The organism is Pelomonas nitida (genome assembly GCF_043555975.1).
GTDB classification, from domain to species: Bacteria; Pseudomonadota; Gammaproteobacteria; order Burkholderiales; family Burkholderiaceae_C; genus Pelomonas; species Pelomonas nitida.
The window spans coordinates 543,401-568,903 of the sequence record NZ_JBIGIA010000001.1; the positions used below are offsets into that span (position 1 = coordinate 543,401).

Annotated in this window: 22 protein-coding genes and 1 tRNA gene; 20 read left to right on the forward strand and 3 right to left on the reverse strand. The window is 68.2% G+C overall.

The window, feature by feature from the left end:
- Positions 1 to 494 precede the first annotated feature (494 nt).
- Positions 495 to 2,777 (reverse strand): TonB-dependent receptor plug domain-containing protein, encoded by a 2,283-nt coding sequence (locus ACG00X_RS02375; protein ID WP_394486321.1) that lies wholly within the window; start codon positions 2,775 to 2,777, stop codon positions 495 to 497.
- Positions 2,778 to 2,877: 100 nt separating this feature from the next.
- A complete protein-coding gene (locus ACG00X_RS02380) occupies positions 2,878 to 3,774 on the reverse strand; it encodes a DUF3034 family protein (protein WP_394486322.1) in 897 nt (298 codons plus the stop codon).
- A gap of 119 nt (positions 3,775 to 3,893) precedes the next feature.
- On the opposite strand from ACG00X_RS02380, the gene apbC reads away from it, so the two are divergent.
- The 16 genes from apbC to ureC all read left to right on the forward strand — a co-directional run bounded on the left by apbC (position 3,894) and on the right by ureC (position 19,865).
- On the forward strand, positions 3,894 to 4,988 hold the full coding sequence (gene apbC, locus ACG00X_RS02385; RefSeq protein ID WP_394486323.1) for an iron-sulfur cluster carrier protein ApbC: 1,095 nt from the start codon (positions 3,894 to 3,896) through the stop codon (positions 4,986 to 4,988).
- A gap of 164 nt (positions 4,989 to 5,152) precedes the next feature.
- Positions 5,153 to 8,224, forward strand: a complete 3,072-nt coding sequence (gene fdnG, locus ACG00X_RS02390) for a formate dehydrogenase-N subunit alpha (protein WP_394486324.1) — start codon at positions 5,153 to 5,155, stop codon at positions 8,222 to 8,224.
- 10 nt (positions 8,225 to 8,234) lie between these two features.
- Positions 8,235 to 9,125 carry a formate dehydrogenase subunit beta gene (fdxH, locus tag ACG00X_RS02395; RefSeq protein ID WP_394486325.1) on the forward strand — a complete coding sequence of 297 codons (891 nt, stop codon included), beginning with the start codon at positions 8,235 to 8,237 and terminating at the stop codon, positions 9,123 to 9,125.
- 12 nt (positions 9,126 to 9,137) lie between these two features.
- Positions 9,138 to 9,761, forward strand: a complete 624-nt coding sequence (locus ACG00X_RS02400; protein ID WP_394486326.1) for a formate dehydrogenase subunit gamma — start codon at positions 9,138 to 9,140, stop codon at positions 9,759 to 9,761.
- The gene (gene fdhE / locus ACG00X_RS02405; protein ID WP_394486327.1) at positions 9,758 to 10,756 is read left to right on the forward strand and encodes a formate dehydrogenase accessory protein FdhE; all 999 of its coding nucleotides are present in this window, start codon (positions 9,758 to 9,760) and stop codon (positions 10,754 to 10,756) included. Before ACG00X_RS02400 ends, fdhE begins: the two co-directional genes overlap by 4 nt.
- Positions 10,756 to 12,180 (forward strand): L-seryl-tRNA(Sec) selenium transferase, encoded by a 1,425-nt coding sequence (gene selA / locus ACG00X_RS02410; protein ID WP_394486328.1) that lies wholly within the window; start codon positions 10,756 to 10,758, stop codon positions 12,178 to 12,180. The genes fdhE and selA overlap by 1 nt, the downstream gene beginning before the upstream one ends.
- Positions 12,177 to 14,069 (forward strand): selenocysteine-specific translation elongation factor, encoded by a 1,893-nt coding sequence (gene selB / locus ACG00X_RS02415; protein WP_394486329.1) that lies wholly within the window; start codon positions 12,177 to 12,179, stop codon positions 14,067 to 14,069. The genes selA and selB overlap by 4 nt, the downstream gene beginning before the upstream one ends.
- A 1-nt stretch (position 14,070) precedes the next feature.
- A tRNA-Sec gene (locus tag ACG00X_RS02420) sits at positions 14,071 to 14,166 on the forward strand.
- A gap of 30 nt (positions 14,167 to 14,196) precedes the next feature.
- A complete protein-coding gene (locus ACG00X_RS02425) occupies positions 14,197 to 14,634 on the forward strand; it encodes a glycine cleavage system protein H (RefSeq protein ID WP_394486330.1) in 438 nt (145 codons plus the stop codon).
- Positions 14,634 to 15,014, forward strand: coding sequence for a DsrE family protein (locus tag ACG00X_RS02430; RefSeq protein ID WP_394486331.1), 381 nt, complete (start codon positions 14,634 to 14,636; stop codon positions 15,012 to 15,014). Before ACG00X_RS02425 ends, ACG00X_RS02430 begins: the two co-directional genes overlap by 1 nt.
- A 33-nt stretch (positions 15,015 to 15,047) precedes the next feature.
- The gene (locus tag ACG00X_RS02435) at positions 15,048 to 15,917 is read left to right on the forward strand and encodes a putative selenate ABC transporter substrate-binding protein (protein WP_394486332.1); all 870 of its coding nucleotides are present in this window, start codon (positions 15,048 to 15,050) and stop codon (positions 15,915 to 15,917) included.
- Positions 15,914 to 16,510 carry a nitroreductase family protein gene (locus tag ACG00X_RS02440; protein WP_394486333.1) on the forward strand — a complete coding sequence of 199 codons (597 nt, stop codon included), beginning with the start codon at positions 15,914 to 15,916 and terminating at the stop codon, positions 16,508 to 16,510. The genes ACG00X_RS02435 and ACG00X_RS02440 overlap by 4 nt, the downstream gene beginning before the upstream one ends.
- Positions 16,511 to 16,662: 152 nt before the next feature.
- Positions 16,663 to 16,965 carry an urease subunit gamma gene (locus ACG00X_RS02445; protein ID WP_394486334.1) on the forward strand — a complete coding sequence of 101 codons (303 nt, stop codon included), beginning with the start codon at positions 16,663 to 16,665 and terminating at the stop codon, positions 16,963 to 16,965.
- A gap of 236 nt (positions 16,966 to 17,201) precedes the next feature.
- Entirely contained in the window at positions 17,202 to 17,765 is a 564-nt protein-coding gene (locus ACG00X_RS02450) for a HupE/UreJ family protein (protein ID WP_394486335.1), read from the forward strand.
- On the forward strand, positions 17,765 to 18,070 hold the full coding sequence (locus ACG00X_RS02455) for an urease subunit beta (protein ID WP_394486336.1): 306 nt from the start codon (positions 17,765 to 17,767) through the stop codon (positions 18,068 to 18,070). Before ACG00X_RS02450 ends, ACG00X_RS02455 begins: the two co-directional genes overlap by 1 nt.
- Positions 18,071 to 18,146: 76 nt before the next feature.
- Positions 18,147 to 19,865 carry an urease subunit alpha gene (ureC, locus tag ACG00X_RS02460; protein ID WP_394486337.1) on the forward strand — a complete coding sequence of 573 codons (1,719 nt, stop codon included), beginning with the start codon at positions 18,147 to 18,149 and terminating at the stop codon, positions 19,863 to 19,865.
- A 28-nt stretch (positions 19,866 to 19,893) separates the two neighbouring features.
- Here ureC and ACG00X_RS02465 read toward each other — a convergent pair whose 3' ends face one another.
- Positions 19,894 to 20,511 carry a DUF1294 domain-containing protein gene (locus ACG00X_RS02465; protein WP_394486338.1) on the reverse strand — a complete coding sequence of 206 codons (618 nt, stop codon included), beginning with the start codon at positions 20,509 to 20,511 and terminating at the stop codon, positions 19,894 to 19,896.
- Positions 20,512 to 21,047: 536 nt separating this feature from the next.
- On the opposite strand from ACG00X_RS02465, the gene ACG00X_RS02470 reads away from it, so the two are divergent.
- The 4 genes from ACG00X_RS02470 to ACG00X_RS02485 all read left to right on the forward strand — a co-directional run bounded on the left by ACG00X_RS02470 (position 21,048) and on the right by ACG00X_RS02485 (position 25,503).
- Complete coding sequence (locus ACG00X_RS02470) at positions 21,048 to 21,893, forward strand: outer envelope protein (RefSeq protein ID WP_394486360.1); 846 nt, start codon at positions 21,048 to 21,050, stop codon at positions 21,891 to 21,893.
- Between the two features lie 97 nt (positions 21,894 to 21,990).
- Positions 21,991 to 23,517 carry an ABC transporter ATP-binding protein gene (locus ACG00X_RS02475; protein WP_394486339.1) on the forward strand — a complete coding sequence of 509 codons (1,527 nt, stop codon included), beginning with the start codon at positions 21,991 to 21,993 and terminating at the stop codon, positions 23,515 to 23,517.
- Positions 23,504 to 24,586, forward strand: a complete 1,083-nt coding sequence (locus ACG00X_RS02480; protein ID WP_394486340.1) for an ABC transporter permease — start codon at positions 23,504 to 23,506, stop codon at positions 24,584 to 24,586. Before ACG00X_RS02475 ends, ACG00X_RS02480 begins: the two co-directional genes overlap by 14 nt.
- The gene (locus ACG00X_RS02485; protein ID WP_394486341.1) at positions 24,583 to 25,503 is read left to right on the forward strand and encodes an ABC transporter permease; all 921 of its coding nucleotides are present in this window, start codon (positions 24,583 to 24,585) and stop codon (positions 25,501 to 25,503) included. The genes ACG00X_RS02480 and ACG00X_RS02485 overlap by 4 nt, the downstream gene beginning before the upstream one ends.

Genomic DNA, 25,503 nt, shown 5'->3' on the forward strand with positions numbered 1-25,503 from the left:
AAAACGCTCGGTCGTGTTGCGCCTAGAAGCGAACCGCTGCGCTCTCGCGTCTGACTTGTCACGAGCACCACGCATCGCCGCACCTGCCCGTCCGACGCGCGGCTGCACGCCGTGCTCATCAAAACAGCCCAATGCAGCGCCGCCCGAGCGGCGCGGCTGTTCGGTATTTCGACTGCCTAGCGTCGGCGTGCAGCCGCGCGTTAAGCGGGGTGCTGGTCCGAGCCGTCGTGCTCACGACAAGTGGTGGGCGAGAGCGCAGCGGTTCGCGTCGGGGTGTGCTCCGGTTCGAGCATCGCGAGCGCGTCATCGCACTCGAGTGCGGATTGCATTGAGCGCCTCTTCTTTGGTGACTTTCTTCTGGCGCCGCAGAAGAAAGATACCCCGCCGCCGGGCGGGACTCCCGGCAATGCACCGGGCATGCGCTCGCTTGGAAAGTTAACCAAAAAGAAGCGGGGCCGCAGCCCCGTCTTCCTCCAAGAGGCGAGCCCGCCTCCTCAGATCTTCATCTCCCACCGCAACTGCCACTGCGTATAACTCGGCCCGCCGCTGCGGCTCGTGGCAACCAGCGTGTCGGTCGTGCTGACGCTGCCCGTGTAGTAGTCGAGCGGCGCCAGGTTGCTGGCGGACAGGCGCAGCGACTGCTCGAGTGACAGGTTCCATGTCGCGAAGGCGTCGGCCACCACCTTGCGGTCGGCGGTCACCGCCGTCTGCAGGCTCTGCTGGATGGTCGACGAGGGCGTCCAGTTCACCGACGCGCCCACCGACACCGGCACGGAACGCAGTCGGTAGTCGAAGCCCAGGTTGGCCGTCGCCTTGGGCTGGCTTTCGATGCGGTTGTTGGGCCCGGGCAGGTCGTTCACCTTGGACGTGAAGATGCTCAGGTTGCTGCGCACGTTGATGGGCAGTGCGCTGTCGAAATATTCGTCCAGCCGGAACTTGGCCTCCAGCTCCAGGCCCATCGTGCTGGCCTTGCCGAGGTTGCGCGGCCGCGAGACCCAGCGCGGTGTCGCGCTCCACGACACGGTCTCGAGCTCCGTCACGTTGCGCATCACGTTGCTGATGCTTCGCGCGAAGAAGTTGACGCCCAGCATGCCGCCCTTGGAGAGGTACTCCTCGTAGCCGATCTCGACGCCGGTGGCCAGCTCGGGCTTCAGGTTCGGGTTGCCGGCGCGGTCTGGCGTCGTGATGTCGTGGTTCTCATCGGTGTTGATGCTGGGCCGCGCGACGAGATCCTGCAGTTGCGGGCTGCGGTAGCTGCGCGTCAGGCTCATGCGGATGGCCTGCTTGCCGGCCGGATCCAGCTTGTAGCGGGCATGGGCCAGCGGCGTGAACACGCTGGACGTGTTGTTCACCGCATAGTTGGCCGCGCTGCTCTCGGTCTTGATGCCCTCCCAGCGCAGGCCGGCGTAGAAGTCCCATTGCTTGCCGACGGTCCACTCGTCCTGCGCGTAGGCTGCGAAGCGCGTGGTGGAGGCGTCCATGTCGTCGCCGAAATCGCCCAGGCCTTGCTGCGGCTTGTTGTCGATCAAGGTCACCCGGTGCGAGCGCCGGGTATTGCCTTCGCCTTCGAAGCCGAACACCAGGTTGTTGTCGTTCTCCAGGCTGCGCGAATACTTGCCCGTGAAGTTCCAGCTGCGGTCACGGCTGTCGGTGGTGTCGTCCTGCACCACCTCGCGGTCGGTGGCAGGGAGGTTCGGGTGGTTCTCACGGCGCACGCTGTGGCTGTTGCCGCTGGCGCCGCCCACACCGCCACGCAGGTCCACGCGGGTGTCGCTATCCAGGCGCATCAGCCATTGGGCATTCAGCCGCGCCATCGTGAAGCGGCTGTCGCTCGCGGTCTGCACGCGGTCGTAGTAGCCGTCGTCGCCGGTCGGCGTCGGCGTGACGGTGCGCGAAATGTCGGAGTAACCGTCCGACTTGTTGACGACGATGAAAGGCTGGATGGACAAGGTGTCCTGCCCGCCCAGCTTGAACTGCACGCGGCCGTTCAGGTTCAGGCTCTCGCGGGTGCCTTCGCTCTGGCCGCGCGTGGTTTGCAGCGACTCGCTGCCCGTCGCCCGGTCCTGACGGACGAGGTCGGTGTAGACGTCGTCCACGCGCTTGCCGCGCATCGCGTTCACGCCGATGTTGTACGTGTGGCCGGCGCCGAAGCTGTCGTTGCGGCTCCAGCTGATGTTGGGGGCGAGTTCGCCGCGCTCGATGCCCACGCCGGCGCGGAACTCGTTGAGCTTCTTCTTCATCGGTTCGCGCAGCACCACGTTGATGGTGCCGGCGATGGCGCGTGTGCCGTATTCGGCTGTCGGCGCGCGCAGCACCTCGATGCGCTCGACCTGTTCGGGCGGCAGCTGGTCCAGCGAGAAGCCCGGCGGCATGCGTTCGCCGTCGACGAGGATCTGTGTGAAGCCGGCCCCCATGCCACGCATGCGCACGTCGCCGCCGCGGCCCGGGCGGCCACCGGTGGTCACGCCAGGCAGCCGCTTCAGCACTTCTCCGACGGTGGAGTCGCCGAACCTCTCGATCTCCTCGCGCGTGATGACGATCTTGCTGGCGGTGGACGCACGGCGGATGGCGTCGTCGCTGGCGGTGCCGTTGATCTCGACGCGCTGCAGTTGCTGGTTCTTGGTCTCGGGCGACTGCGGCTCGGGGCGGGCGCTTCGCGTGGTGGCAGAGGCCGCGCCGTCCGGCGGTGTCGGGCTGGTCTGTGCGAGCGCGGCAGTGCAGCTGCCGCAGGCCACCAAGGCGGCGGCGGTCGTGTGGCGGAGGCGATGAGTTTGCATGGCGGGCAGTTTGCCCGGCACCCTTCTGGAGGCTGTGGCTGGGTGGTTAACGAAAGACTTCTTTACAGTGCCTGTGGGATCCGCTCAGCAGACGGATCCGTCAGGGTGACCATTGCACCGACAGGTAGGCGCCGTGCTGACGCCGTGGCTGCACGGCGGGCGCAATGCGGCCGAGGTCGACCCAGGCGGCGGTGAGCGAGCAGCGTTTGCTGGGCGCCCAGGCGACGAACACATCCTTCCAGGCGTCCTCCGCCAGCGCACCCCGGCCCAGGGCAGACGCGTTCAGGTTGTCCGGTTTGGCGCGGTATTCGGCCCCGATCACCAGCCCCTTGGCGAGCAGCCGGGCGAGGGAGATCTCCGGCCTCAGCTGCAGGCGCGACGCTTGCGCACCGCCGAAGCCCAGCAGGCCGTTCTGGTTGGCTCGTGTCGCGCGTAGCGTCAGGTTGGTGAGCACGCCCGTGGACATGAAGAGCTTGCTGGCGCTGATGTAGGCATCTGTTCCCCGTTCACGTGCGCCGAGCGGCCCGAACAGCGTGGGGCCCAGTGCTCCAGCATGACCCTGCTTGCGCTCCAGCCCGACGGCGACCTGCGGCCATGCCGTGTCGGTGTCGAGCACGCCATCGCCGGCAAGCCGCAGCTTGACGGCAAGAATGTCCTGCCGCAGATGCAGGCCGGCGAGGCCCAGCGGCGCCAGGTTGTCGCGCGTGTCCAGGTCCTGTCGGGCCACGCTGAGCTCCAGGCGGTCGTTGACGGACAAGGCCGCGCCGAAAACCCACAAGCCGTAGTCGCCGGTGACCACGCGCGTGGCGAAGGTGGTGGCGCCAAATTCGCCGGCGGTGGCGTAGCTGCCCGTCAGGGCCCAGGGGCTCAAGCCGCCGCCCGCCGCGCCGTCGATGCTCGACACGCCGCCGGTCAGCAGCAGTTTGCCGTGGCCGGTGGCGGCCATCGCAGAGGTGCCAAGCAGCATGGCGGCAAGCAGCAGGGCAGGGCGTTGCATGCAGAGTCTCCGGCATCAGGCGGCACCCCGGCACTCTACGCACAAACCCCCGCGCCAGGCGCGCCCGGGCGGCCGCAGCTAGACTGACTACCTGGAATTTCTGTGAACCGCTACCTGCCATGACCGCCATTTCTGAAGCCACGCTTCAACCCTTGCTGCAAGCCGTGACCGACCCTGGCAGCGGGCGCACGCTGGGCGAATCGCGGGCGATCCGCGCGGTGCAGGTCGCCGGCAGCGACGTGGCCGTGGACATCGAACTCGGCTACCCCGCTGCCAGCCTGCATGCGGCCCTGCGCGCGGCCGTCATCGCCGCCGCCCGCAGCCTGCCGGGCGTGGGCAACGTCAGCGTGAGCATCGCCACCAAGGTGGTCGCCCATGCGGTGCAACGCGGCGTGCAGTTGCTGCCGGGCGTGAAGAACATCATCGCCGTCGCGTCGGGCAAGGGCGGCGTCGGCAAGAGCACGACGGCTGCCAACCTGGCGTTGGCGCTGGCGGCCGAGGGTGCCAAGGTCGGCATGCTGGACGCCGACATCTACGGCCCCAGCCAGCCGACCATGCTGGGCACCAGCGGCCGCCCCGAGACGCTGGATGGCCAGACGATGGAGCCGCACATCGCCCATGGGCTGCAGGTCAACTCCATCGGCTTCCTCGTCGACGACGACCAGGCCATGATCTGGCGCGGCCCGATGGCCACGCAGGCCCTCGAACAATTGCTGCGCCAGACGCGCTGGCAGGAACTGGACTATCTGGTCGTGGACATGCCGCCGGGCACCGGCGACATCCAGCTGACGTTGTCGCAGCGCGTGCCGGTGACGGGCGCGGTCATCGTGACCACGCCGCAGGACATCGCCCTCATCGACGCGAAGAAGGGGCTGAAGATGTTCGAGAAGGTGGGCGTTCCCATCCTCGGCATCGTCGAGAACATGGCCGTCCATGTCTGCTCCAACTGCGGCCATGCCGAGCACATCTTCGGCGCGGAAGGCGGCCAGAAGATGGCGGCGGACTACGGCACGGAGCTGCTGGCCTCGCTGCCGCTGGCGATGAGCATCCGCGCGCAGGCCGACGCAGGCACGCCCACGGTCGCAGCCGACCCGGCCAGCGAGGTGGCGGCGCTCTACAAGGCACTGGCCCGCAAGGTGGCCGCGAAGATCTCAGCGCAGGGCAAGGACTATTCGTCCAAGTTCCCAAGTATTTCCATCTCCAAGGCAACCTGACAAAATACTGACAGTGAGGGAATGTCCCAGTGCAATGCTCGCCCTGGGGCGCCTTCGATGGACAAGGGATTGCGTTTATGACGCAATCACGTAGTGGATGCCGCGTGACGGCTCGTTTTCCGATGCTCAACGAGCGGACAACGACGTCCGCAGGAGACTCCAGAATGGACATGAACCGGAGGCAATTCTTCCGGGTGAGCGGTGCGGGGCTGGCGGCGTCCAGCCTTGTCGCACTGGGTTTTTCGCCGACGGCGGCTCTCGCCGAGGCACGTAACTTCAAGCTCTCCCGGGCCACAGAAACCCGCAACACCTGCCCGTACTGCTCGGTGGGTTGCGGCGTCATCATGTACAGCCTTGGCGACAAAGCCAAGAACGTCACCTCGTCGATCATCCACATCGAAGGTGACCCGGACCACCCCGTCAACCGCGGCACGCTGTGCCCGAAGGGTGCCGGTCTGCTGGACTTCGTTCACAGCCCCAACCGGCTGAAGTTCCCTGAGATCCGCGAGCCGGGCAGCAAGGAATGGAAGCGGGTCGGCTGGGACGAGGCCATGGATCGCCTCGTCAAGCTGATGAAGGCCGACCGTGACGCCAACTTCCAGGCCACCAACGCCGACGGCAAGACCGTCAACCGCTGGCTGAGCACCGGCATGCTCTGCGCGAGCGCATCGTCCAACGAAGCGGGCTACATCACCCACAAGGCGATGCGCTCGTTGGGGATGCTCGTCTTCGACAACCAGGCGCGCGTTTGACACGCCCCGACGGTGGCCAGTCTGGCCCCGACGTTTGGGCGCGGTGCGATGACCAACCATTGGGTGGACATCAAGAACGCCGACCTCGTGCTGATCATGGGCGGCAATGCCGCCGAGGCCCACCCCTGCGGGTTCAAGTGGGTCATCGAAGCCAAGCACCACAACAAGGCCAAGCTGGTCGTCGTCGATCCGCGTTTCACGCGTTCGGCCGCGATGAGCGATTACTACGCGCCGATCCGCGCGGGGTCTGACATCGCCTTCCTGGGCGGCGTCATCAACTACCTGCTGTCCAACGACAAGATCCAGCACGAGTACGTCAAGGCCTACACCAACGCCAGCTTCATCGTTGGCGAGGACTACAAGTTCGAGGACGGGCTGTTCAGCGGCTACGACGAAGCCAAGCGTCGCTACGACCCCAAGAGCTGGGGCTACGAGCTCGACGAGAAGGGCTTCGCGAAGGTCGACCCGACGATGCAGCACCCGCGCTGCGTGCTCAACGTGATGAAGGCGCACTTCTCGCGTTACACGCCCGAGCAGGTCAGCAAGATCACCGGCACACCCACGGACAAGTTCCTGAAGGTGTGCGAGATGATCGCGGAGACCGCCAAGCCCAACAAGGTCATGACCATCATGTACGCCCTGGGCTGGACGCAGCACAGCCAGGGCTCGCAGATGATCCGCACCGGCGCCATCATGCAGCTGCTGCTGGGCAACATCGGCCTGCCCGGCGGTGGCATGAATGCCTTGCGCGGCCACTCCAACATCCAGGGTCTGACCGACCTGGGCCTGCTCTCCACCTCGCTGACCGGCTACATGAGCCTGCCGCGCGAGACGGAGCAGGACCTGGCGACGTACTACAAGCCGCGCGCGATCAAGCCGCTGCGCCCGGGCCAGATGAGCTTCTGGCAGAACTACCCGAAGTTCTTCGTCAGCCAGCAGAAGGCGTGGTGGGGCAAGGCGGCCACGGCCGACAACGAATGGGCCTACCACTACCTGCCGAAGTGGGACAAGGCCTATGACGTGCTGCAGGCCTTCGAGCTGATGAACCAGGGCAAGCTCAATGGCTACATCTGTCAGGGCTTCAACCCGGTCGGCTCGTTCCCGAACAAGAAGAAGATCGTCGCGGGCCTGTCCAAGCTCAAGTACCTCGTCATCATCGACCCGCTCAACACGGAGACCGCCGAGTTCTGGAAGAACTACGGTGAGCACAACGACGTGAACAGCGAAGAGATCCAGACGACCGTCTTCCGCTTCCCGAGCACCTGCTTCGCCGAGGAGGAGGGCTCGCTCACCAACTCCGGCCGCTGGCTGCAGTGGCACTGGAAGGGGGCCGAGCCTCCGGGCGAGGCCAAGGGCGACCCGGAAATCATCGCCCACCTGTTCACGCGCCTGAAGGCCGCGTACGCCAAGGACGGTGGTGCTTTCCCCGACCCCATCCTGAACCTCAGCTGGCCGTATCTGCAGCCGACCAACCCGTCGGCCGAGGAGCTCGCCAAGGAGTACAACGGCAAGGCGCTCGTCGACCTGGTGGACCCCAAGGACCCGACCAAGGTGCTGGCCAAGGCGGGCGAGCAGCTCGCCGGTTTCGGCCTGCTGCGGGATGACGGCTCGACGTCGTCAGGTTGCTGGATCTACGCCGGCGCCTGGACGCAGGCCGGCAACCAGATGGCCCGTCGCGACAACGCCGACCCCTACGGCATCGGTCAGACGCTGAACTGGGCCTGGGCCTGGCCGGCCAACCGCCGCGTGCTCTACAACGCCGCGTCCTGCGACACCAACGGCAAGCCCTGGAACGCCAAGCGGCGCCTGGTGGGCTGGACGGGCGAGAAGTGGGCAGGCTCCGACGTGCCCGACATCCGCCCGGACGCCAATCCGACGGATGCCGACGCCGTGCGGCCGTTCATCATGACCGCCGAAGGTGTGGCGCGGCTGTTTGCGCCCACCGGCATGGCCGAAGGCCCACTGCCCGAGCACTACGAGCCGTTCGAGACGCCGCTGGCGGCCAACCCCATGCACCCGAACAACGCCAAGGCCAAGAGCAATCCGGCCGCGCGCGTGTTCAAGGGCGACATGGAGGCCTTCGGCACGCCCAAGGACTTCCCGTACGTGGCCACGAGCTACCGCCTGACGGAGCATTTCCACTACTGGACCAAGAACGTGCGCACGTCGGCCGTCGTGCAGCCGCAGCAGTTTGTCGAAATCGGCGAGGAGCTGGCCAAGGAGAAGGGCGTCGCCAATGGCGACTGGGTCAAGGTGAGCAGCAACCGCGGCTTCATCAAGGCGGTCGCGGTGGTCTCCAAGCGCATCGCATCGCTGGATGTGGACGGCAAGCGCGTGCACACGGTCGGCCTGCCCAACCACTGGGGCTTCGTCGGGGTGGCAAAGCCCGGGTATCTCGTGAACACGTTGACCCCCTTCGTGGGCGACGCGAACACGCAGACGCCCGAGTTCAAGAGCTTCACCGTCAACCTCGAAAAGGCCTGAGGAGTCCGGCATGTCATCACTTCAATCCCTGGACATCGCCAAGCGCTCCGCCACCACGACGCCCAGCACCCAGGCCCGCAAGACCATCGAGGTCGCCAAGCTCATCGACGTGTCGTCCTGCATCGGCTGCAAGGCCTGCCAGGTCGCCTGCATGCAGTGGAACGACCTGCGTGACGAGGTGGGCGAGAACCACGGCACCTACGACAACCCGCGCGACCTCTCGGCCCAGAGCTGGACGGTCATGCGGTACTCGGAGGTCGAGGTCGAAAAGGACAAGCTCGAGTGGCTGATCCGCAAGGACGGCTGCATGCACTGTGACGACCCGGGCTGCCTCAAGAGCTGCCCGGCGCCGGGTGCCATCGTGAAATACGCGAACGGCATCGTCGACTTCATCTCCGAGCACTGCGTGGGTTGCGGCAACTGCGTGACGGGCTGCCCGTTCGATGTGCCGCGCATCTCCAAGGTGGACAGCAAGGCCTACAAGTGCAGCCTGTGCTCCGACCGCGTCGGCGTGGGCCTGGAGCCGGCCTGTGCCAAGGCCTGCCCGACCGGCGCGATCCGCTTCGGCACCAAGGAGGACATGCTGGACTTCGGCGCCGAACGCGTGACCGACCTGCAGGAGCGCGGCTATGCCAACGCCGGGGTCTACGACCCGCCGGGCGTCGGTGGCACCCACGTCGTCTACGTGCTGCAGCATGCCGACAAGCCGGAGCTCTACCACGGCCTGCCGGCTGATCCTAAGATCAGCCCGCTGGTGTCGCTGTGGAAGGGCGTGGCCAAGCCGCTGGCGGTTGCCGCCATGATCGGTGCGGCCGTTGCCGGCTTCTTCCATTACACCCGTGTCGGTCCCATCGAGTCCAAGGACGAGACGCCCGACAGCGAACCCGCCGAGAAGGTCTGAGGAGGACGCATCATGGGTATCCGCTACCTGCCGCGCTACAGCGCGAGCGAGCGCACCAACCACTGGTTGATCGTGCTTTTCTTCATCGGCGCGGCCCTCTCGGGTCTGGCCTTCTTCCACCCTAGCCTGTTCTTCCTGTCGGCCTTCGTCGGCGGCGGCACCTGGGCGCGCATCCTGCATCCCTTCATGGGCCTGCTGATGGCGCTGTGCTTCCTCGTCATGTTCATGCGCCTGTGGCGCCACAACGTGATGACGGCGGCCGACCGGGAATGGATGAAGCACAGCGCCCAGATGCTGCGCGGCGACAAGAGCGGCATGCCGCCAGCCGGCCGCTACAACGGCGGCCAGAAGCAGGTGTTCTGGGTCATGGCCACCAGCCTGGCCGTGCTGGTGTTGACGGGGTTCATGTTCTGGCAGCCGTGGTTTGCCAACGCCTTCCCCATCCTGCTGCGTCGCATCGCCGTGCTGCTGCACGCGTTCTCGGCGACGGTGCTGGTGATCTCGGTCATCGTCCACGTATATGCCGCGATCTGGGTCAAGGGCACCATCCGCGCGATGACGCGCGGTACGGTCACCGAGGGCTGGGCGCGTCAGAATCACCCCCTGTGGCACCGCGAGATGACAGGCAAGCAGTGACTTCGACGAGCTCCCAGAAGGTCCTCAGCCCCGAAGAAATCGCCGTCCGTGCAGGCGAGCAGCTGACCTTCCTGCACCTGCCCGAGCCTGGCGTCTTCGCCGCGCGGGCGGTGCGGTTGCGCCAGCTGGCCGCCGGCCATGCGATGCGCGACTTCCTGCTGTTCGCGGCCGAGCTGGCCGATGCGCAGCACCGCGCGCTCACGTCGGCTGTTGCCGTGCCGCTGCCGACTGCCGAGGAGGTCGACGCCGCAGCGCGGGCCGGCGTGCCGCTGCTGCCGGCCGAGACCTGGCCGCGTGCCGCAGTCTGGCGTGACTCGCTGCGCGCCCTGCTGCAAGACCTGGCCAAGCATCTGGCCGAAGGCCCGGCGCGCGCCGCCGCATCGCAGCTTGCCGCCGCGAGTGACGAGTATCTCGAGACGCAGGCTGGCCGGCTGCTGGCCGGCATCATGCTGGGGCTGGACATGGCCGCCGCGCCGCTGATCGCTGCCGGCCTGCAACTGCACTGGGTGCGCCTGGCGCAGCAGACGTCGGCGGCGCACGTGGGCGGTCCTGTGGCGCCGTTCGGTCGTGTCGACGATGCCACCGTCTGCCCCTGCTGCGGCTCGCGCCCGGTCGCGTCGGTCGAGCGGCTGGGCAGTGACGGCGCGCGCTACCTGGCCTGCGCCCTGTGCGCGACGCAGTGGCATTACGTGCGCATCAAGTGCACGCATTGCCAGAGCACCAAGGGCATTTCGCTGCAAAACCTCGTGGCGGCCGATGCCGCCGCCGGGGAAACGCAGCCGGCGATTCAGGCCGAGTGCTGCAGCGAATGCGGCCATTACCTGAAGCTCATGCACCCGGCGCGCGACAACGGCATCGAGCCCGTCGCCGACGACCTCGCGACGCTGACGCTGGACCTCCTCGTCAGCGAGGAAGGCCAGCAACGCCACGGCCTCAACCTGCTGCTGCTGTTCGGCGAGCCTGACGAAGCCCCGCCACCCGGACGGGGACACTGATGAACGCGCCCGACGAATCCGTGGTTCACGGTTCCAAGGCCAGCCCCAAGGACCTCCCCGCCCTGGACAGGGTGCTGCGTGACTGCGCGGGCGTTGTGGCCGAGCACGGCCACACGCTCGTCGCGCGCGAGGCGAGGGCGTTGCTGGACGGCCTTCGGGCCCGCGCCATCGCGGGCGAGCTGATGCTGGCCGAGCTGGCGTTGCTGCCGCAGGCGCTGGCCGCCCGCGTGGCGGCGCGCATGCAACCGGCGATGCGGCCGGTGGTCAACCTGACCGGCACGGTCATCCACACCAATCTCGGCCGCGCGCTGCTGGCCGATGCCGCGCTGCACCAGGTGCTGGCGTTGATGGGCTCGCCCAACAACCTCGAATACGACCTGGCCAGCGGCAGCCGCGGCGACCGTGATGACCTCATCGAAGACCTGCTGTGCGAGCTGACCGGCGCCGAGGCGGCCACGGTGGTCAACAACAACGCTGCCGCCGTGCTGCTGGGCATCGCCGCGCTGGCCGGTGGGCGTGAGGCCATCGTCTCGCGCGGTGAGCTGGTCGAGATCGGCGGGGCGTTCCGCATGCCTGACGTGATGAGCGCGGCCGGGGCCACGCTCGTGGAAGTGGGCACGACGAACCGCACGCATCCGCGCGATTACGCGGGGGCCATCTCGCCGCGCACCGGGCTCATCGTCAAGGTCCACACCAGCAACTACGCGGTGCAGGGCTTCACGGCGTCGGTGGACGAGGCGACGCTCGCTCCCATCGCGCACGCGGCCGGCGTGCCGCTGATGACCGACCTGGGCAGCGGTGCGCTTGTCGACCTGTCGACATGGGGGCTGCCGGCCGAGCCGCTGCCGCAGGCCATGCTGGCCGCGGGTTGCGACGTGGTCACCTTCAGTGGCGACAAGCTGCTGGGCGGCCCGCAGGCCGGCCTCATCGTCGGCAGCAAGGCGGCCGTGGGCCGCATCCGCAAGTTCCCGATGAAGCGGGCGCTGCGCCTGTCCAAGCTGCCGTTCGCGGCGCTGGAAGCCACGCTGCGCCTGTACCTGCGGCCCGAGCGGCTGGTGCAGGACCTGCCGACGCTGCGCCTGCTCACGCGGCCGCAGGCGCAGATCCAGGCGCTGGCGGCGCAGCTGGCGCCGGTCGTGGCGGCGGCCGTCCAGCCTCGCTTCAGCGTCGAGCCGGTGGCGCTGCAGAGCCAGATCGGCTCGGGTTCGTTGCCGGTCGAGCGCTTGCCTTCTGCCGGCCTCGCACTGCGAGCGGTGGACGGCCGCGGGCGCACGTTGGAGGCGCTGGTCACGGCGCTGCGTGCGCTGCCGCGCCCGGTCATCGGCCGTTTGAATGATGACCGTCTGCTGCTGGACCTGCGCTGCCTGGAAGACCCGGCGCAGCTGACGTCGCAGTTGCCGGCCCTGACGGAGTCGCTGACATGATCATCGGCACCGCCGGGCATATCGACCACGGCAAGACCACGCTCGTGCGCGCGCTCACGGGCGTCGACACCGACCGGCTGCCGGAGGAAAAGGCGCGCGGCATCAGCATCGAGCTGGGCTATGCCTACCTCGACGTGCCGCCCGGCAGCGGCCTGCCCGCGGGTCAGTCGGCGCCGGAGCGCCTGGGCTTCATCGACGTGCCCGGCCACGAGAAGCTCGTGCACACCATGCTGGCGGGCGCCAGCGGCATCGATTTCGCGCTGCTGCTGGTGGCGGCGGACGACGGCGTCATGCCGCAGACGCGTGAGCACCTGGCGGTGCTCAGCCTGCTGGGCGTCACGCAGGGCATCGTCGCCATCACCAAGGCCGACCGCGCCGAGCCGGCGCGCATCGCCGCGCTGACCGAAGACATCCGCGCGCTGCTGGTCGGCACGGGGCTGGACGACGCGCCGGTCGTCGCCGTGTCGGCGCCCACGGGGCAGGGCGTGGCCGAACTGCGCGAACGCCTCTTCAACACGGCCCGCCGTCTGCCGTCGCGGCATGTGCACGGGCTGGCGCCGCGGCTGGCGGTGGACCGTGCCTTCACGCTCGACGGTGTCGGCACGGTCGTGACCGGCACGCTGCATGCCGGCGAAATCGCCGTGGGCGACGAGTTGCAACTCAGCGGCTCGCGCGCCCGCGTGCGCAGCCTGCATGCACAGAACCGCTCGGTCGAGCGCGCCCACGCCGGCCAGCGCTGCGCGGTGGCGCTGGCCGGCATCGAGAAGCAGCAGGCGCCGCGCGGTGCCTGGCTGACGGCGCCCCATGTGGCGCTGACGACCGAGCGGCTGGATGCGCAGCTGCGCCTGTGGCCCGGCGAAGCGCGGCCGCTGCGATCGGGGGCTCGAGTGCACCTGCACCTGGGCGCGCAGGACGTCATGGCCAGCGTGGCCGTGCTGGACGGCGACCTCATCGAGCCCGGTGCGTCGGCCCGCGTGCAGCTCGTCTGCCATGCGCCGGTGGGGGCGTGGCGGGGCGACCGCCTCGTGCTGCGCGACGCGGGCGCCACGCGCACGCTGGCCGGTGGCAGTGTGCTCGACCCGTTCGCGCCCACCCGCTATCGCCGCACGCTTGAACGCCTGTCCGAGCTGGATGCCTGCTCGCAGCCCACGCTGGCCCGGCGCCGCGAGCGGCTGCTGACGCTGTCGGCGCTGGGCCTGGACCTGGCCCGCTTCGCGCAGGCCGAGGGCCTGGCCGAGCCGCTGCAGGGCTGGGCGCTGGGTGAGGACGCGGGTGCCGCGCTGACGACCTGCCTGTGCGGCATGCTGGCCGACTACCACGCCAAGTCGCCGGACGAGCTGGGCCCGGATGCCGCCCGGCTGCGCCGACTGGTGGCGCCGCGCATGGCCGAGGCGCTGTGGCGCGACGTGCTGGCCGAGCTGCGCGACGGCGGGCGCATTGCCGTGCGCGGCGCCTTCGTGCACCTGCCGGAACATGGTGTGCGCCTGTCGGCCGCCGAGCAGCGCATCGCGCAGAAGGTGGCGCCCAAGCTGGCCATGGCGGGCGCCGAAGGGGCCTGGGCGCGCGATCTCGCCAAGGACTGCGGCGAGCCCGAGGCGCTGATGCGCACCACGCTCGCGCGGCTGGCTCAGCAGGGAGAACTTCACCAGGTCGTGAAGGACTTGTACGTGGACACGGCCACGATGACCCGCCTGGCCGCTACAGTGCGGCGTCTGGCGGGAGAGGCCGGCCATGTGGCCGCCGCTGCCTTCCGCGATGCGACGGGGCTGGGCCGCAAGCGCGCCATCCAGCTGCTGGAGCATTTCGACCGCGTGGGCCTGCTGCGCCGCGTGGGAGACGAACACCGCCTGCGCGCGGACAGCACGCTGTTCGCCGCAGCCGATCAATGATGGAAAGAGAACGACACCGGTGTGTCGGCCGGGCTTCAAACCCGGTGGGTGGCGCCACGCGTCGCCGGGTGGGTTCGACTCCCTCCTCTTTCCGCCACGCCCGCGCGCGCATGGCCGCAGCGTCGCCATGCTGATCGCGGGCGCCGAACTGCCCGAGGCCCTCTGGTACTGGGTCGATGACCAGACCTGGGCCGCGCCGCTGCCCGGCGGCCAGGTGCGCATCGGCATCACCGCGCTGGGCCTCAAGGCCTCAGGCGACATCTACATGTGCCGCCCCAAGCCTGTGGGCAGCGACGTGGTGCAGGGGCGCTCCGTCGGCGTGGTGGAGCTGGCCAAGTCGGTCGTTGCCGTGAAGTCGCCGTTGTCCGGCATCGTCACGCGCGTGAACGACGCGCTCGAGGCCCGGCCGGAACTGGTGCATCAGTCTCCGTACGACGCGGGCTGGCTCGTCGAGCTGTCGCCGTCGCGGCTGGAGGCCGAGCGCGCCGCCCTCGTCACCGGCGAGGCGGCCCTGGCCGAGGTGATGGGCCGCTGGGCGCGGCTCAACCGGCTGGACGCCGCCTGATGCCGCGCACCGGCCTTGCGCTGCTGCTGTGGGCCGCCGACCCTGCCGACCCGGTGCGCCTGGCCACACCGTTCGCACATGCGGCGGCGGCGGCGGCGCTGGAGCTGCAGGTGGAGGTGTATTTCTCGGCGCGCTCCGTGTTGCTGCTGCAGCCTGGTGTGGCCGAGGGGCTGCGGGCGTCGCCGCGGTTCGACAAGACGATTGCCGACTGGATGCAGGACGCGCTCGATCACGGCGCCCGCTTCCTCGCCTGCTCGGATGCCCTTGCCGCGCAAGGCCTGGTGCATGCCGACCTCATCCCCGCCGCGCGCCAGCATGGCGGCGCGGTGCAATTCACTGCCCGGGCGGGTGATCCCGCCTGGGCCACCCTGGTGTTCTGAACGGACACCGGATCTTTCCCCAGGAGAAATGCAATGAAACTCAGTCGTGTCGTCGCCGGTCTGGCGCGTGGTGTGGTGGTGTCGCTCGCCCTCGTGGGTGCCGCGGCGCAGGCCCAGCAAGTGCTGCGCGTGACTGCCATCCCCGACGAGTCCCCCACCGAACTGGCGCGCAAGTTCGCGCCGCTGGGCCAGTATCTGGAGAGCAAGCTCGGCATGAAGGTCGAGTGGACGCCGGTCACCGACTACGCCGCTGCCGTGGAGACGGTCGTCAACAAGAAGATTGACCTGGCCTGGTTCGGCGGCTTCACGTTCGTGCAGGCCAACATGCGCTCGGGCGGCAAGATCGTGCCGCTGGTGCAGCGCGAGGAGGACGAGAAGTTCCGCTCTGTCTTCATCACCGAGGCCAAGAGCGGCATCGCCAAGCTCGAAGACCTGAAGGGCCGCACGCTGTCGTTCGGCTCGCAGAGCAGCACCTCGGGCCACCTGATGCCGCGCAGCTACCTGCTTGCCGCCAAGATCAACCCCGATGCCGACCTCAAGCGCGTGGCCTTCAGCGGCGCGCACGACGCGACCATCGCCGCCGTCGCCAGCGGCAAGGTGGATGCCGGCGCGCTGAACATCTCGGTGTGGGAGAAGTTCGTCAACGAGAAGAAGGTGGACACGACGCAGGTCAAGGTCTTCTACACGACGCCGGCCTACTTCGACTACAACTGGTCCGTCCACGCCGACATGCCGCAGGCACTGCAGGACAAGATCAAGGCCGCCTTCCTGGCGCTGGACCCCAACACGCCGCAGGGCAAGGAAATCCTGGGCCTGCAGCGTGCCACGCGCTTCGTCGCGACCAAGCCTGACAACTACAACGGCATCAAGGCCGCCGCCGAGAACGCTGGCCTGCTGAAGTGAGCGGCGCACCGGTGGCGCTGGCCGCGCTTGAAGCGCTGCTGACGCGCCATTCGGTCGGCCCCAAGCACCTCGTCGAGCCGGGGCCGAGCGACGCGCAGCTGGCGTTGATGGTGCAGGCCGCGCTGCGTGCACCCGATCACGCCGAACTGGTGCCTTATCGGTTCAAGTTGGTGCGTGGTGACGCAAGGCGAGGCATGGCTGCCCTGTTTGCCGACGCGGCACGCGCCGCCGGCAAGGGCGAGGAGGGCGCCGCGCTGGATGCCGAGCGTGCGCTCAGGCCGCCGGTCAGCGTGGCCGTGGTGGCTCGCATCGACCCCGGCCACCCCAAAGTGCCGGCCCACGAGCAATGGGCGGCGGTGGGCGGCGCCATCGCCCACTTCCTCGCCGCCGCCCATGCCATGGGCTTTGGCGGCAAGATGCTCAGCGGCGCCAAGGTGCGCGATGCGGCCGTCGCCGCTGCTTTCTGCGAGCCCGGCGAGACGCTGCTGGGCTGGATGACGCTCGGCACGCCCGCGCGAGCGGCGGCCGACCGCTCGCGCAAGCCCCCCGCAGCTGACGTGCTGGTCGACTGGCATCCGCCTTGCAAGAACTGACCTCATGCAACTGAGCCACCGGGTTCGGCCGGCTCCGGCCGCCGCCCCCGCGGACCGACCGGAACCGAGCCTCGCCCGATGGAACTGACGCCCCGAGTTCGGCCGGCCCTTACGGCCGCACGCGCTGACTGAAAAGAATCGAGCCAAGCGAGATGGAACTCACGCCACGTGAAAAAGACAAGCTGCTGCTGTTCACGGCAGCCCTGCTGGCCGAGCGCCGCCGTGCACGCGGCCTCAAGCTCAACTACCCCGAGGCGGTTGCGTTCATCAGCGCGGCCATCCTCGAAGGCGCGCGCGACGGCAAGACCGTCGCCCAGCTGATGAGCGAGGGCCGGGAGATCCTGACCCGCGCCGACGTCATGGACGGCATCGCCGAGATGATCCCGGAGATCCAGGTCGAGGCCACGTTCCCTGACGGCACCAAGCTCGTCACCGTCCACCAGCCCATCCCTTAGTCCAGCGAATCAGTGAAATTGGTGGTGCGTGAGCCCCTGGCCAGCGGCAATCAAGGCGCAAGCGCGCAGGCGTGTAGGCACCCGGCAAGCGCGTGCAACGCGGAGTGCGGCTGGCCAGCCCCCTGCGCACCACCAATTTCACCGATTCGCTGGACTAGGCGCCGCCGGCGGCTGCGGCCAGCGCCGGACGAACGGCAGTCGCCGCCGGCCCCGTCACTTCAACGCTCCTCAAGCTCATGAAAAAAGCCCTTCCTCTTCTGATGGCGCTGGCTGCCGCGCCGGCTCTCGCCCACACGGGTGAATCTGGCCACCTGCACGGCTTCGTCGACGGCGTTCTGCACCCGTTGACCGGGCCCGATCACCTGGCTGCGATGCTGGCCGTCGGCGTGTGGAGCGCGCTGGCGCTGAAGCACCCGCTGCGCGCGCCGCTCGCGTTTGCGGGCAGCCTGCTGGCTGGCGCACTGCTGGCCATGGCCACCGGCTGGCAGTTGCCGGCGATCGAAGCCGGCATCACGGTGTCGCTGGCCGTGCTGGGCCTGCTCGTGGCGCTGCGCCTGGCCATGCCGCCGGCTGCGGGTGCGGCCACGGCGGCCGTGCTGGCGTTCAGCCATGGCGCCGCGCACGGGCTGGAGCTGAGCGGCGCCGCCGCGCTGGCCGGCATGGTGCTCAGCACCGCCGTGCTGCACGGCACGGGCCTGGCGTTGGGCTGGCAGCTGCGCCAGGCGCCGGTGCTGGCCCGGGCGCTGCTGGGCGCCAGCGTCGCCGCACTCGCCGTGGCCCGCCTGAGCGGGGTGGCGTGATGATCCCCGGCGAGCTGATCACGGCCGAGGGTGAGCATGAACTCAACCCCGGCCGCCGCACGCTGACGCTGAAGGTTGCCAACACCGGCACGCGGCCCATTCAGGTGGGTTCGCACTATCACTTCGCCGAGACCAACGCGGCGCTGGGCTTCGACCGCGAGGCCGCGCGTGGCATGCGGCTCAACATCTGCAGCGGCACGGCTGTGCGCTTCGAGCCCGGGCAGACGCGCACCGTCGAGCTCGTCGACCTGGGCGGCGACCGCGCCGTCTGGGGCTTCCGCGGCCTCATCCAGGGAAAGTTATGACCACCCCCATGCTCACTGCTCTCGCTGCCCCCCGAGGGGGCGCTTGCCTCCTTCGGGCGGCCGTGTGGAGGCTCAAATGAAGATCAGTCGGCGCGCCTATGCCGAGATGCTCGGCCCCACCGTTGGCGACAAGCTGCGCCTGGCCGACACCTCGCTCATCATCGAAATCGAGCAAGACCTGACGCTGCGCGCCGGCGGCTACGGCGAAGAGGTCAAGTTCGGCGGCGGCAAGACCGTGCGCGACGGCATGGGCCAGTCCCAGCGCGTCAACGGCCCGGGCCCGGGTGACGCGGTGGACACCGTCATCACCAACGTCGTCATCGTCGACCACTGGGGCATCGTCAAGGCCGACATCGGCATCCGTGGCTGCCGCATCGCGGCCATCGGCAAGGCCGGCAACCCCGACACGCAGCCGGGCGTGGACATCGTCATCGGCCCCGGCACCGAAATCATCGCGGGCGAGGGCGCCATCGTGACGCCCGGCGCTATCGACACCCACATCCACTTCATCTGCCCGCAGCAGATCGAAGAGGCGTTGATGAGCGGCGTGACGACGATGATCGGCGGCGGCACCGGCCCGGCCACAGGCACGCTGGCCACCACCTGCACGCCGGGGCCGCACCACATCGCCACGATGCTGAAGGCGGCCGAGGCCTTCCCGATGAACCTGGGCTTCATGGGCAAGGGCAACGCGAGCCGCCCCGAAGGGCTGATGCAGCAGATCGACGCCGGTGCCATCGGCCTGAAGCTGCACGAAGACTGGGGTACCACGCCCGCCGCCATCGACAACTGCCTGAGCGTGGCCGAGCTGACCGACACGCAGGTCGCCATCCACACCGACACGCTCAACGAGAGCGGCTTTGTGGAAGACACCATCGCCGCCTTCAAGGGCCGCACCATCCACAGCTTCCACACCGAGGGCGCGGGCGGCGGCCATGCGCCGGACATCATGAAGGTGGTGGGCTTGCCCGAGGTGCTGCCCAGCTCCACCAACCCGACGCGGCCGTTCACCGTCAACACGCTGGACGAGCACCTCGACATGCTGATGGTGTGCCACCACCTGGACGCCGGCATCGCCGAAGACCTGGCCTTTGCCGAGAGCCGCATCCGCCGCGAGACCATCGCCGCCGAAGACATCCTGCATGACCTCGGCGCCATCAGCATGTTCAGCTCCGACTCGCAGGCCATGGGCCGTGTGGGCGAGGTGTCGCTGCGCTGCTGGCAGACCGCGCACAAGATGAAGCTGCAGCGGGGTGCACTGCCGGGCGACGGCGCCGGCAACGACAACGCCCGCGTCAAGCGCTACCTCGCCAAGCTGGCCATCAACCCCGCGCTGGCCCACGGCATCAGCCACGAGGTGGGCTCGATTGAAGTAGGCAAGTGGGCCGACCTGGTGCTGTGGAAGCCCGCCTTCTTCGGCGTGAAGCCGTCGCTGATCCTGAAGGGTGGCTTCATTGCGGCTGCCGCGATGGGCGACGCCAATGCATCCATCCCGACGCCGCAACCGGTGCACTACCGGCCCATGTTCGGTTCGTTCGGCGGTGCGCTGTCGCAGGGTTCGCTGACCTTCGTGAGCCAGGCGGGGCAAGCCAACGCCGAGAAGCTGGGCCTGGCCAAGACGCTGGTGCCGGTGAAGGGCTGCCGCACGGTCAGGAAGACCGACATGGTCCACAACCACTACCTGCCGACGATGGAGATCGACGCGCAGACCTACGAGGTGAGGGCGGACGGCGTGCTGCTGACCTGCGAGCCGGCGAAGGAGTTGCCGATGGCGCAGCGGTATTTCTTGTTTTGAGCGTGGCTCGCTGAGACCGGCTCAGCGGCTATCCAATCAACGACTGCCGCAGCGGTGAGGCCAACACCACCAGGCCCGCGAGGTTCAGCAAGACGGTGACCCAGAACGTCTGTCTGAACTCCTGCTTGGTGGATTTGTGGCGCAGGAACTGTTGTGCCAGCAGCGCGCCGGGCCAGCCCCCTACAAGTGCAAGGGCGTGTAGCGTGATCTCCGGCGTACGTTGCGCGTTCGTGCTGGCGGCGGACTTGTCTACCGCGTACACGATGAAGGTGACCACGCTCGAAACAACGTACAAGCCGGCGACCCACATCGGCAGCCTCCACACCATGCTGATCACCACATAGAGCAGCAGGAATGCGGGGATCGCGAACAGCGTGGCTGTTCCCCACTGGGCGCGAGCGGCACGCGCACTCCGCCTGGGCGGGTTGGGCGCCTGGCGGGTCTGGATGAGTCGCACGCTCCGGGCCCGCTTCCCCTTCGGTCCGACTTCGATCTCGAATGTGATCGCCTGGTTCAGACTGGGTCGGCCGGCGCCACGTGGCCAGGCGGAGATGTGAAGGAAGATCGGTTCGCCGCCTTGCGTCGACTCGATGCGCCCGAAGCCGCGATCGTCATTCCAGGAGGTGAGGAAGCCTTCATGGCGCATGGGTGTAGGAAGGAAGGTTGGTTGGAACTGCCGCTCCGCTTGGGCGGTGCGAGGTGACCGCTGTCCCGTCGCCATGGCATCTGTGCGGCGAGGTTTCGCGGTGCCGACGCTGCAGCGTGTGTAGTCGGTGAGTTAGGCCGCATTCTCCGATGAAGGAAACGATGTCTCTCAAGAAAAGCCCCCAAAGTTATTGATGGGCAACGTGTTTCTTCGACGCAGCGCCGTGTCCAGGTCTTGTGTTGGGGTGCACTTTGTGGCCAGAACGCGGGCTTGTTTCGACGACATCGGGGCGTCGATGCAGGAGGCGAGTGGAGGAGCGCGGGGCATTGGTGAGGGGCGATCTCGGGTCTCGCCCCACCGACTTACGGCGGGTTGCAGCAGTCATAGCTTGGCGTGTTTGCATGCAGCTGGAAACCCCTACTGGCCCGCGACTTGCTAATGCCCGATACCAAGCCGCCTGGGTGCTGACGAACACCCTGCGATGTCGAGGTGATCTTGATCCATCGATTTCAACTGACCAGGAGCCGACCTTGAGAATGAAGACCCGTTTGATCTGCGCCGCCCTCATCGCCACGGCTGCTAACGCCAGCGTCGCGGCGGACTGGGCCGATACATCCATCGGCTATCGCTACGGCACCAAGTTTGGCGAGCCGTTCGGATCCAACGACATTCACAAGCACATCCTCGATCTGAACCACGCCAGCGGCTACGCCTACGGCAGCAACTTCTTCAACGCCGACGTGTTGCTGTCCGACAAGAAGGACCCTTCCAGCCCGAACTCGGGCAGTGGCGCGACCGAGGTCTACATCGTCTACCGCCACACGCTGGACTTCGGCAAGATCAGTGGCAGCAAGATCGGGTTCGGCCCCGTGCGGGGTGTCGGCCTGACGGCGGGCTTTGATGCCAACGTCAAGGTGGATGCCGGCTACAACTCGCGCAAGCAGATGCTGGTGGCGGGGCCCACCTTGATGATGGACGTGCCTGGTTTTTTGAACGTGAGCCTGCTCGCCTTGAAAGAGAGCAACGCTCCGTACAACAAGTTCACCGGCACGGCCACGCCGCGCTATGACTACAAGACCCATCTGATGCTCACCGCGGCCTGGGGTATTCCGTTGGGCAAGCTGCCGTTGGCCTTCGAGGGTTTTGTCAACTACATCGCCAGCAAGGGCCGCGACGAGTTCGGCGCGGCGACGGCCCCCGAGTTCAACTTCGATGGCCAGGTCATGTACGACGTGGGCGCCGCATCGGGGGCGCCGGGCAAGTTCAAGGTGGGGCTCGAGTACCAGTACTGGCGCAACAAGTTCGGGAACGCCTACAAGGGTGCTTCCGGTAGCGGCGCATTCGCGAAGACGCCGATGATCCGGGCGGAGTACCACTTCTGATCACCGGGATCATGCGTCAGCCGGCGATGGTGCTTGCGGTTCCCGGGCCGAGCGCCGGGCCGCTCGCACGCAGGGCCAGACTGGTCGAGGGGCACCAATGAACCGCCTAGAACTGATCGGCATCAGCAAGCAGTACCCCGGCGTCCGCGCCAACGACGGCATCCACCTCAAGGTGGCGCCGGGCCAGATCCACGCCATCCTCGGCGAGAACGGTGCGGGCAAGTCGACGCTCATGAAGATCATCTACGGCGCGGTGCGGCAGGATGCGGGGCAGCTTGCCTGGAACGGCCGTGAGGTTCAGGTGTTCAGCCCGGCGCAGGCGCGTGCGCTGGGCATCAGCATGGTCTACCAGCACTTCTCGTTGTTCGAAACGCTGACGGCGGCGGAGAACATCTGGTTGGGCCTGGATCAGTCGCTGTCACTGGCCGAGGTGACCGAGCAGACGCGCCGCGTGTCGGCCACCTATGGCTTGCACGTGGACCCGGTCCGGCCGGTGCACACGCTCAGCGTCGGCGAGCGTCAGCGCGTGGAGATCGTGCGCGCACTGCTGACCAAGCCACAGTTGCTCATCCTCGACGAGCCGACCTCGGTGCTGACACCGCAGGCCGTCGAGAGCCTGTTCGTCACGCTGCGCCAGCTGAGTGCCGAGGGTTGCTCCATCCTCTACATCAGCCACAAGCTGCATGAGATCCGCGCGCTGTGCCACCGCTGCACGGTGCTGCGTGGTGGCCGTGTCGTCGGTGAGGTGGACCCTCGGCAAGAAAGCAATGCCAGCCTGTCGCGGCTGATGATTGGTGCCGACGCACCAGCGTTGACCGCCCGTGTGGGCTTGGCCGGTGCGCCGGTGCTGCGTGTGGCCGGGCTGGACTTGCCGCAGCAAGACCCGTTCGGCATCACGCTGCAGGGGGTCTCGTTGGAGGTGCGTGCCGGCGAGATCGTCGGTGTGGCCGGCGTGTCGGGCAACGGCCAGCAGGAACTGCTCGCGGCGCTGTCGGGCGAGGACCCGCGTGCGGCGGCGGGCAGCATCCAGCTGTTCGATCAGGACATCGCGCGCGCCTCGCCGCGCAGGCGCCGTGCCGCCGGACTGCACTTCGTGCCCGAGGAGCGGCTGGGCCGCGGCGCGGTGCCGACGCTGTCGCTGGCGATGAACACGCTGCTGACGCGCACGGAGGCGGTGTCGCGCAGCGGCTGGATACGCAGCGGCCAGGCGCGCCAGCTGGCCGCCAAGCTGATCGACAGCTTCCGTGTCAAGGCGCCGGGCCCGGACGCGCCCGCACGCACGCTGTCCGGCGGCAACCTGCAGAAGTTCATCGTCGGCCGCGAGATCGATGCGGCACCCAAGCTGCTCATCATTGCGCAACCGACCTGGGGCGTGGACGTCGGCGCGGCAGCACAGATCCGCGGCGAGCTGCTGCGGCTGCGCAACCAGGGCTGCGCGCTGCTGGTGTTCAGCGAAGAGTTGGACGAGCTGTTCGAGCTGTGCGAGAGGCTGCACGTCATTGCGCAGGGCCGCTTGTCGCCGACGTTGAGGGTCGGGCAGACCACGCGCGAGCAGATCGGCGAATGGATGTCGGGGCTCTGGCCGGTGACGGGGAGCGCGGAGGTCGCCGATGCTCAAGCTTGAGCCGCGTGCGCAGACGTCGCTGGCGCTGGCCGTCGCCGCGCCGCTGCTGGCGCTGGTCATCACGGTGCTGATCGGCATCGCGCTGTTCTCGGCCCTCGGTAAGGACCCCGTGCAGGCGCTGCGGCTGTTCTTCGTCGAGCCGCTGAAGGATGGCCGCGCGCTGTCGGAGCTGAGCGTCAAGGCCGTGCCGCTGGGGTTGATCGCACTGGGGCTGGCGGTGTGCTTTCGCGCCAACATCTGGAACATCGGCGCCGAGGGCCAGTTCGTGCTCGGCGCGCTGGGTGCCGGTTGGGTGGCGATGCAGGCCGGGCCGGCCACGTCGGCCTGGTTCGTGGTGCCCGTGCTGTTGGGCGGCGTTGTCGGCGGCATGCTGTGGGCGGGCGTCGTCGCGCTGCTGCGCGACCGTTTCAACACCAACGAGATTCTGGTGAGCCTGATGCTGGTCTACGTGGCCGGGCTGCTGCTGAATTACCTCGTCTACGGCCCGTGGAAAGACCCGGATGGCTACAACTTCCCGCAGACGGTGCTGTTTGCCGCATCGACCCGGCTGCCGCGGCTGGTGCAGGGCCTGCGCATGAACGCCGGCGTCGTGGTGGCGCTGCTGGCCGTCGTGGCGTTCGTGGTGTTCCAGTTCCGCACCTACCGCGGCTATGCGCTGACGGTGGGTGGCATCGCACCGGCGGCCGCGCGTTACGCCGGTTTTTCATCACGCAGTGCGCTGTGGACGGCACTGCTGCTGTCCGGCGGCATGGCGGGCCTGGCCGGCGCGCTGGAGGTGGCCGGGCCGCTGGGGCAGCTCACGCCCTATGTGCCGGTGGGCTACGGCTTTGCGGCCATCATCGTGGCCTTCGTCGGCCGGCTGCACCCGGTGGGCATCGTGTTCTCGGCCGTGCTGATGAGCATGTTCTACATCGGCGGTGAACTGGCGCAGAGCCGCCTGGGCCTGCCCAAGGCACTGACCAGCGTGTTCCAGGGCTTGCTGCTGTTCACGCTGCTGGCCTGCGACCACGGCCTGCAATACCGCATGCGCTGGGTGGCGGCGGCGAAGGCAAAGGCGGCCCTCGCATGAACGAAATCGCGCTGCTCATCGCCGCGACGCTGAGCGCCGGCACCGTGCTGGCCATCGCCGGGCTTGGCCTGCTCGTCAACGAACGAGCCGGCATCGTCAACCTCGGCGCGGAAGGGCTGATGCTGGTGGCCGCCATCGCCGGCTTCGCGACGGCGGTGCACACGGGCTCCGACGTGCTGGGCGTTCTGGCCGGCATGGCGGCGGGCGCGGTGTTGTCGCTGTTGTTCGGCCTGCTGGTGATCTGGCTCAACACCAACCAGTACGCCACGGGGCTGGCGCTGAGTCTGTTCGGCGCCGGTTTCTCGGCCTTCGTTGGCACGTCGTACACGCAGCAACGCTTGTCGGAGCGCTCGACCTGGGCCATCCCGGGCCTGGCGGACCTGCCGGTGATTGGCAAGGCGCTTTTCGCCCATCATCCGCTCGTCTACTGTGCGATCGTGCTGGCGGTGGCGCTGCATGTCTTTCTCTACCGCAGCCGTGCCGGGCTGGTGTTGCGCGCGGTGGGCGAGTCGCCCGAGTCTGCTCACGCGCTGGGTTATCCGGTGCGGCGCATTCGCCTGGCCGCCGTGTGTGCGGGTGGCGCGCTGTGCGGTTTGGCGGGCGCCTACCTGTCCGTCATCTACACGCCGCTGTGGGTGGAGGGCATGGTGGCCGGCAAGGGCTGGATCGCGCTGGCGCTGACGACCTTCGCCACCTGGCGGCCGGCCCGCGTGCTGCTGGGCGCCTACCTGTTCGGCGGCGTCACGATGCTGCAGTTCCATCTGCAAAGCGAGGGCATCGACATCCCCACGCATTGGCTCAGCATGCTGCCCTACCTGGCCACCATCGCCGTGCTCGTGTTGATGTCGCGCAACCCCGCGTGGATCCGGGCCAACATGCCTGCGTCGCTCGGCAAGCCATTCAAGCCCGGCCATTGA

What these genes read in the sequence shown, in the direction of transcription:
- ACG00X_RS02375 (WP_394486321.1), bottom strand. Translation starts at nt 2,777, where the DNA reads ATGCAAACTCATCGCCTCCGCCACACGACCGCCGCCGCCTTGGTGGCC.
- ACG00X_RS02380 (WP_394486322.1), bottom strand. Translation starts at nt 3,774, where the DNA reads ATGCAACGCCCTGCCCTGCTGCTTGCCGCCATGCTGCTTGGCACCTCT.
- apbC (WP_394486323.1), top strand. Translation starts at nt 3,894, where the DNA reads ATGACCGCCATTTCTGAAGCCACGCTTCAACCCTTGCTGCAAGCCGTG.
- fdxH (WP_394486325.1), top strand. Translation starts at nt 8,235, where the DNA reads ATGTCATCACTTCAATCCCTGGACATCGCCAAGCGCTCCGCCACCACG.
- ACG00X_RS02400 (WP_394486326.1), top strand. Translation starts at nt 9,138, where the DNA reads ATGGGTATCCGCTACCTGCCGCGCTACAGCGCGAGCGAGCGCACCAAC.
- selA (WP_394486328.1), top strand. Translation starts at nt 10,756, where the DNA reads ATGAACGCGCCCGACGAATCCGTGGTTCACGGTTCCAAGGCCAGCCCC.
- selB (WP_394486329.1), top strand. Translation starts at nt 12,177, where the DNA reads ATGATCATCGGCACCGCCGGGCATATCGACCACGGCAAGACCACGCTC.
- ACG00X_RS02425 (WP_394486330.1), top strand. Translation starts at nt 14,197, where the DNA reads ATGCTGATCGCGGGCGCCGAACTGCCCGAGGCCCTCTGGTACTGGGTC.
- ACG00X_RS02430 (WP_394486331.1), top strand. Translation starts at nt 14,634, where the DNA reads ATGCCGCGCACCGGCCTTGCGCTGCTGCTGTGGGCCGCCGACCCTGCC.
- ACG00X_RS02435 (WP_394486332.1), top strand. Translation starts at nt 15,048, where the DNA reads ATGAAACTCAGTCGTGTCGTCGCCGGTCTGGCGCGTGGTGTGGTGGTG.
- ACG00X_RS02445 (WP_394486334.1), top strand. Translation starts at nt 16,663, where the DNA reads ATGGAACTCACGCCACGTGAAAAAGACAAGCTGCTGCTGTTCACGGCA.
- ACG00X_RS02450 (WP_394486335.1), top strand. Translation starts at nt 17,202, where the DNA reads ATGAAAAAAGCCCTTCCTCTTCTGATGGCGCTGGCTGCCGCGCCGGCT.
- ACG00X_RS02455 (WP_394486336.1), top strand. Translation starts at nt 17,765, where the DNA reads ATGATCCCCGGCGAGCTGATCACGGCCGAGGGTGAGCATGAACTCAAC.
- ureC (WP_394486337.1), top strand. Translation starts at nt 18,147, where the DNA reads ATGAAGATCAGTCGGCGCGCCTATGCCGAGATGCTCGGCCCCACCGTT.
- ACG00X_RS02465 (WP_394486338.1), bottom strand. Translation starts at nt 20,511, where the DNA reads ATGCGCCATGAAGGCTTCCTCACCTCCTGGAATGACGATCGCGGCTTC.
- ACG00X_RS02470 (WP_394486360.1), top strand. Translation starts at nt 21,048, where the DNA reads ATGAAGACCCGTTTGATCTGCGCCGCCCTCATCGCCACGGCTGCTAAC.
- ACG00X_RS02475 (WP_394486339.1), top strand. Translation starts at nt 21,991, where the DNA reads ATGAACCGCCTAGAACTGATCGGCATCAGCAAGCAGTACCCCGGCGTC.
- ACG00X_RS02480 (WP_394486340.1), top strand. Translation starts at nt 23,504, where the DNA reads ATGCTCAAGCTTGAGCCGCGTGCGCAGACGTCGCTGGCGCTGGCCGTC.
- ACG00X_RS02485 (WP_394486341.1), top strand. Translation starts at nt 24,583, where the DNA reads ATGAACGAAATCGCGCTGCTCATCGCCGCGACGCTGAGCGCCGGCACC.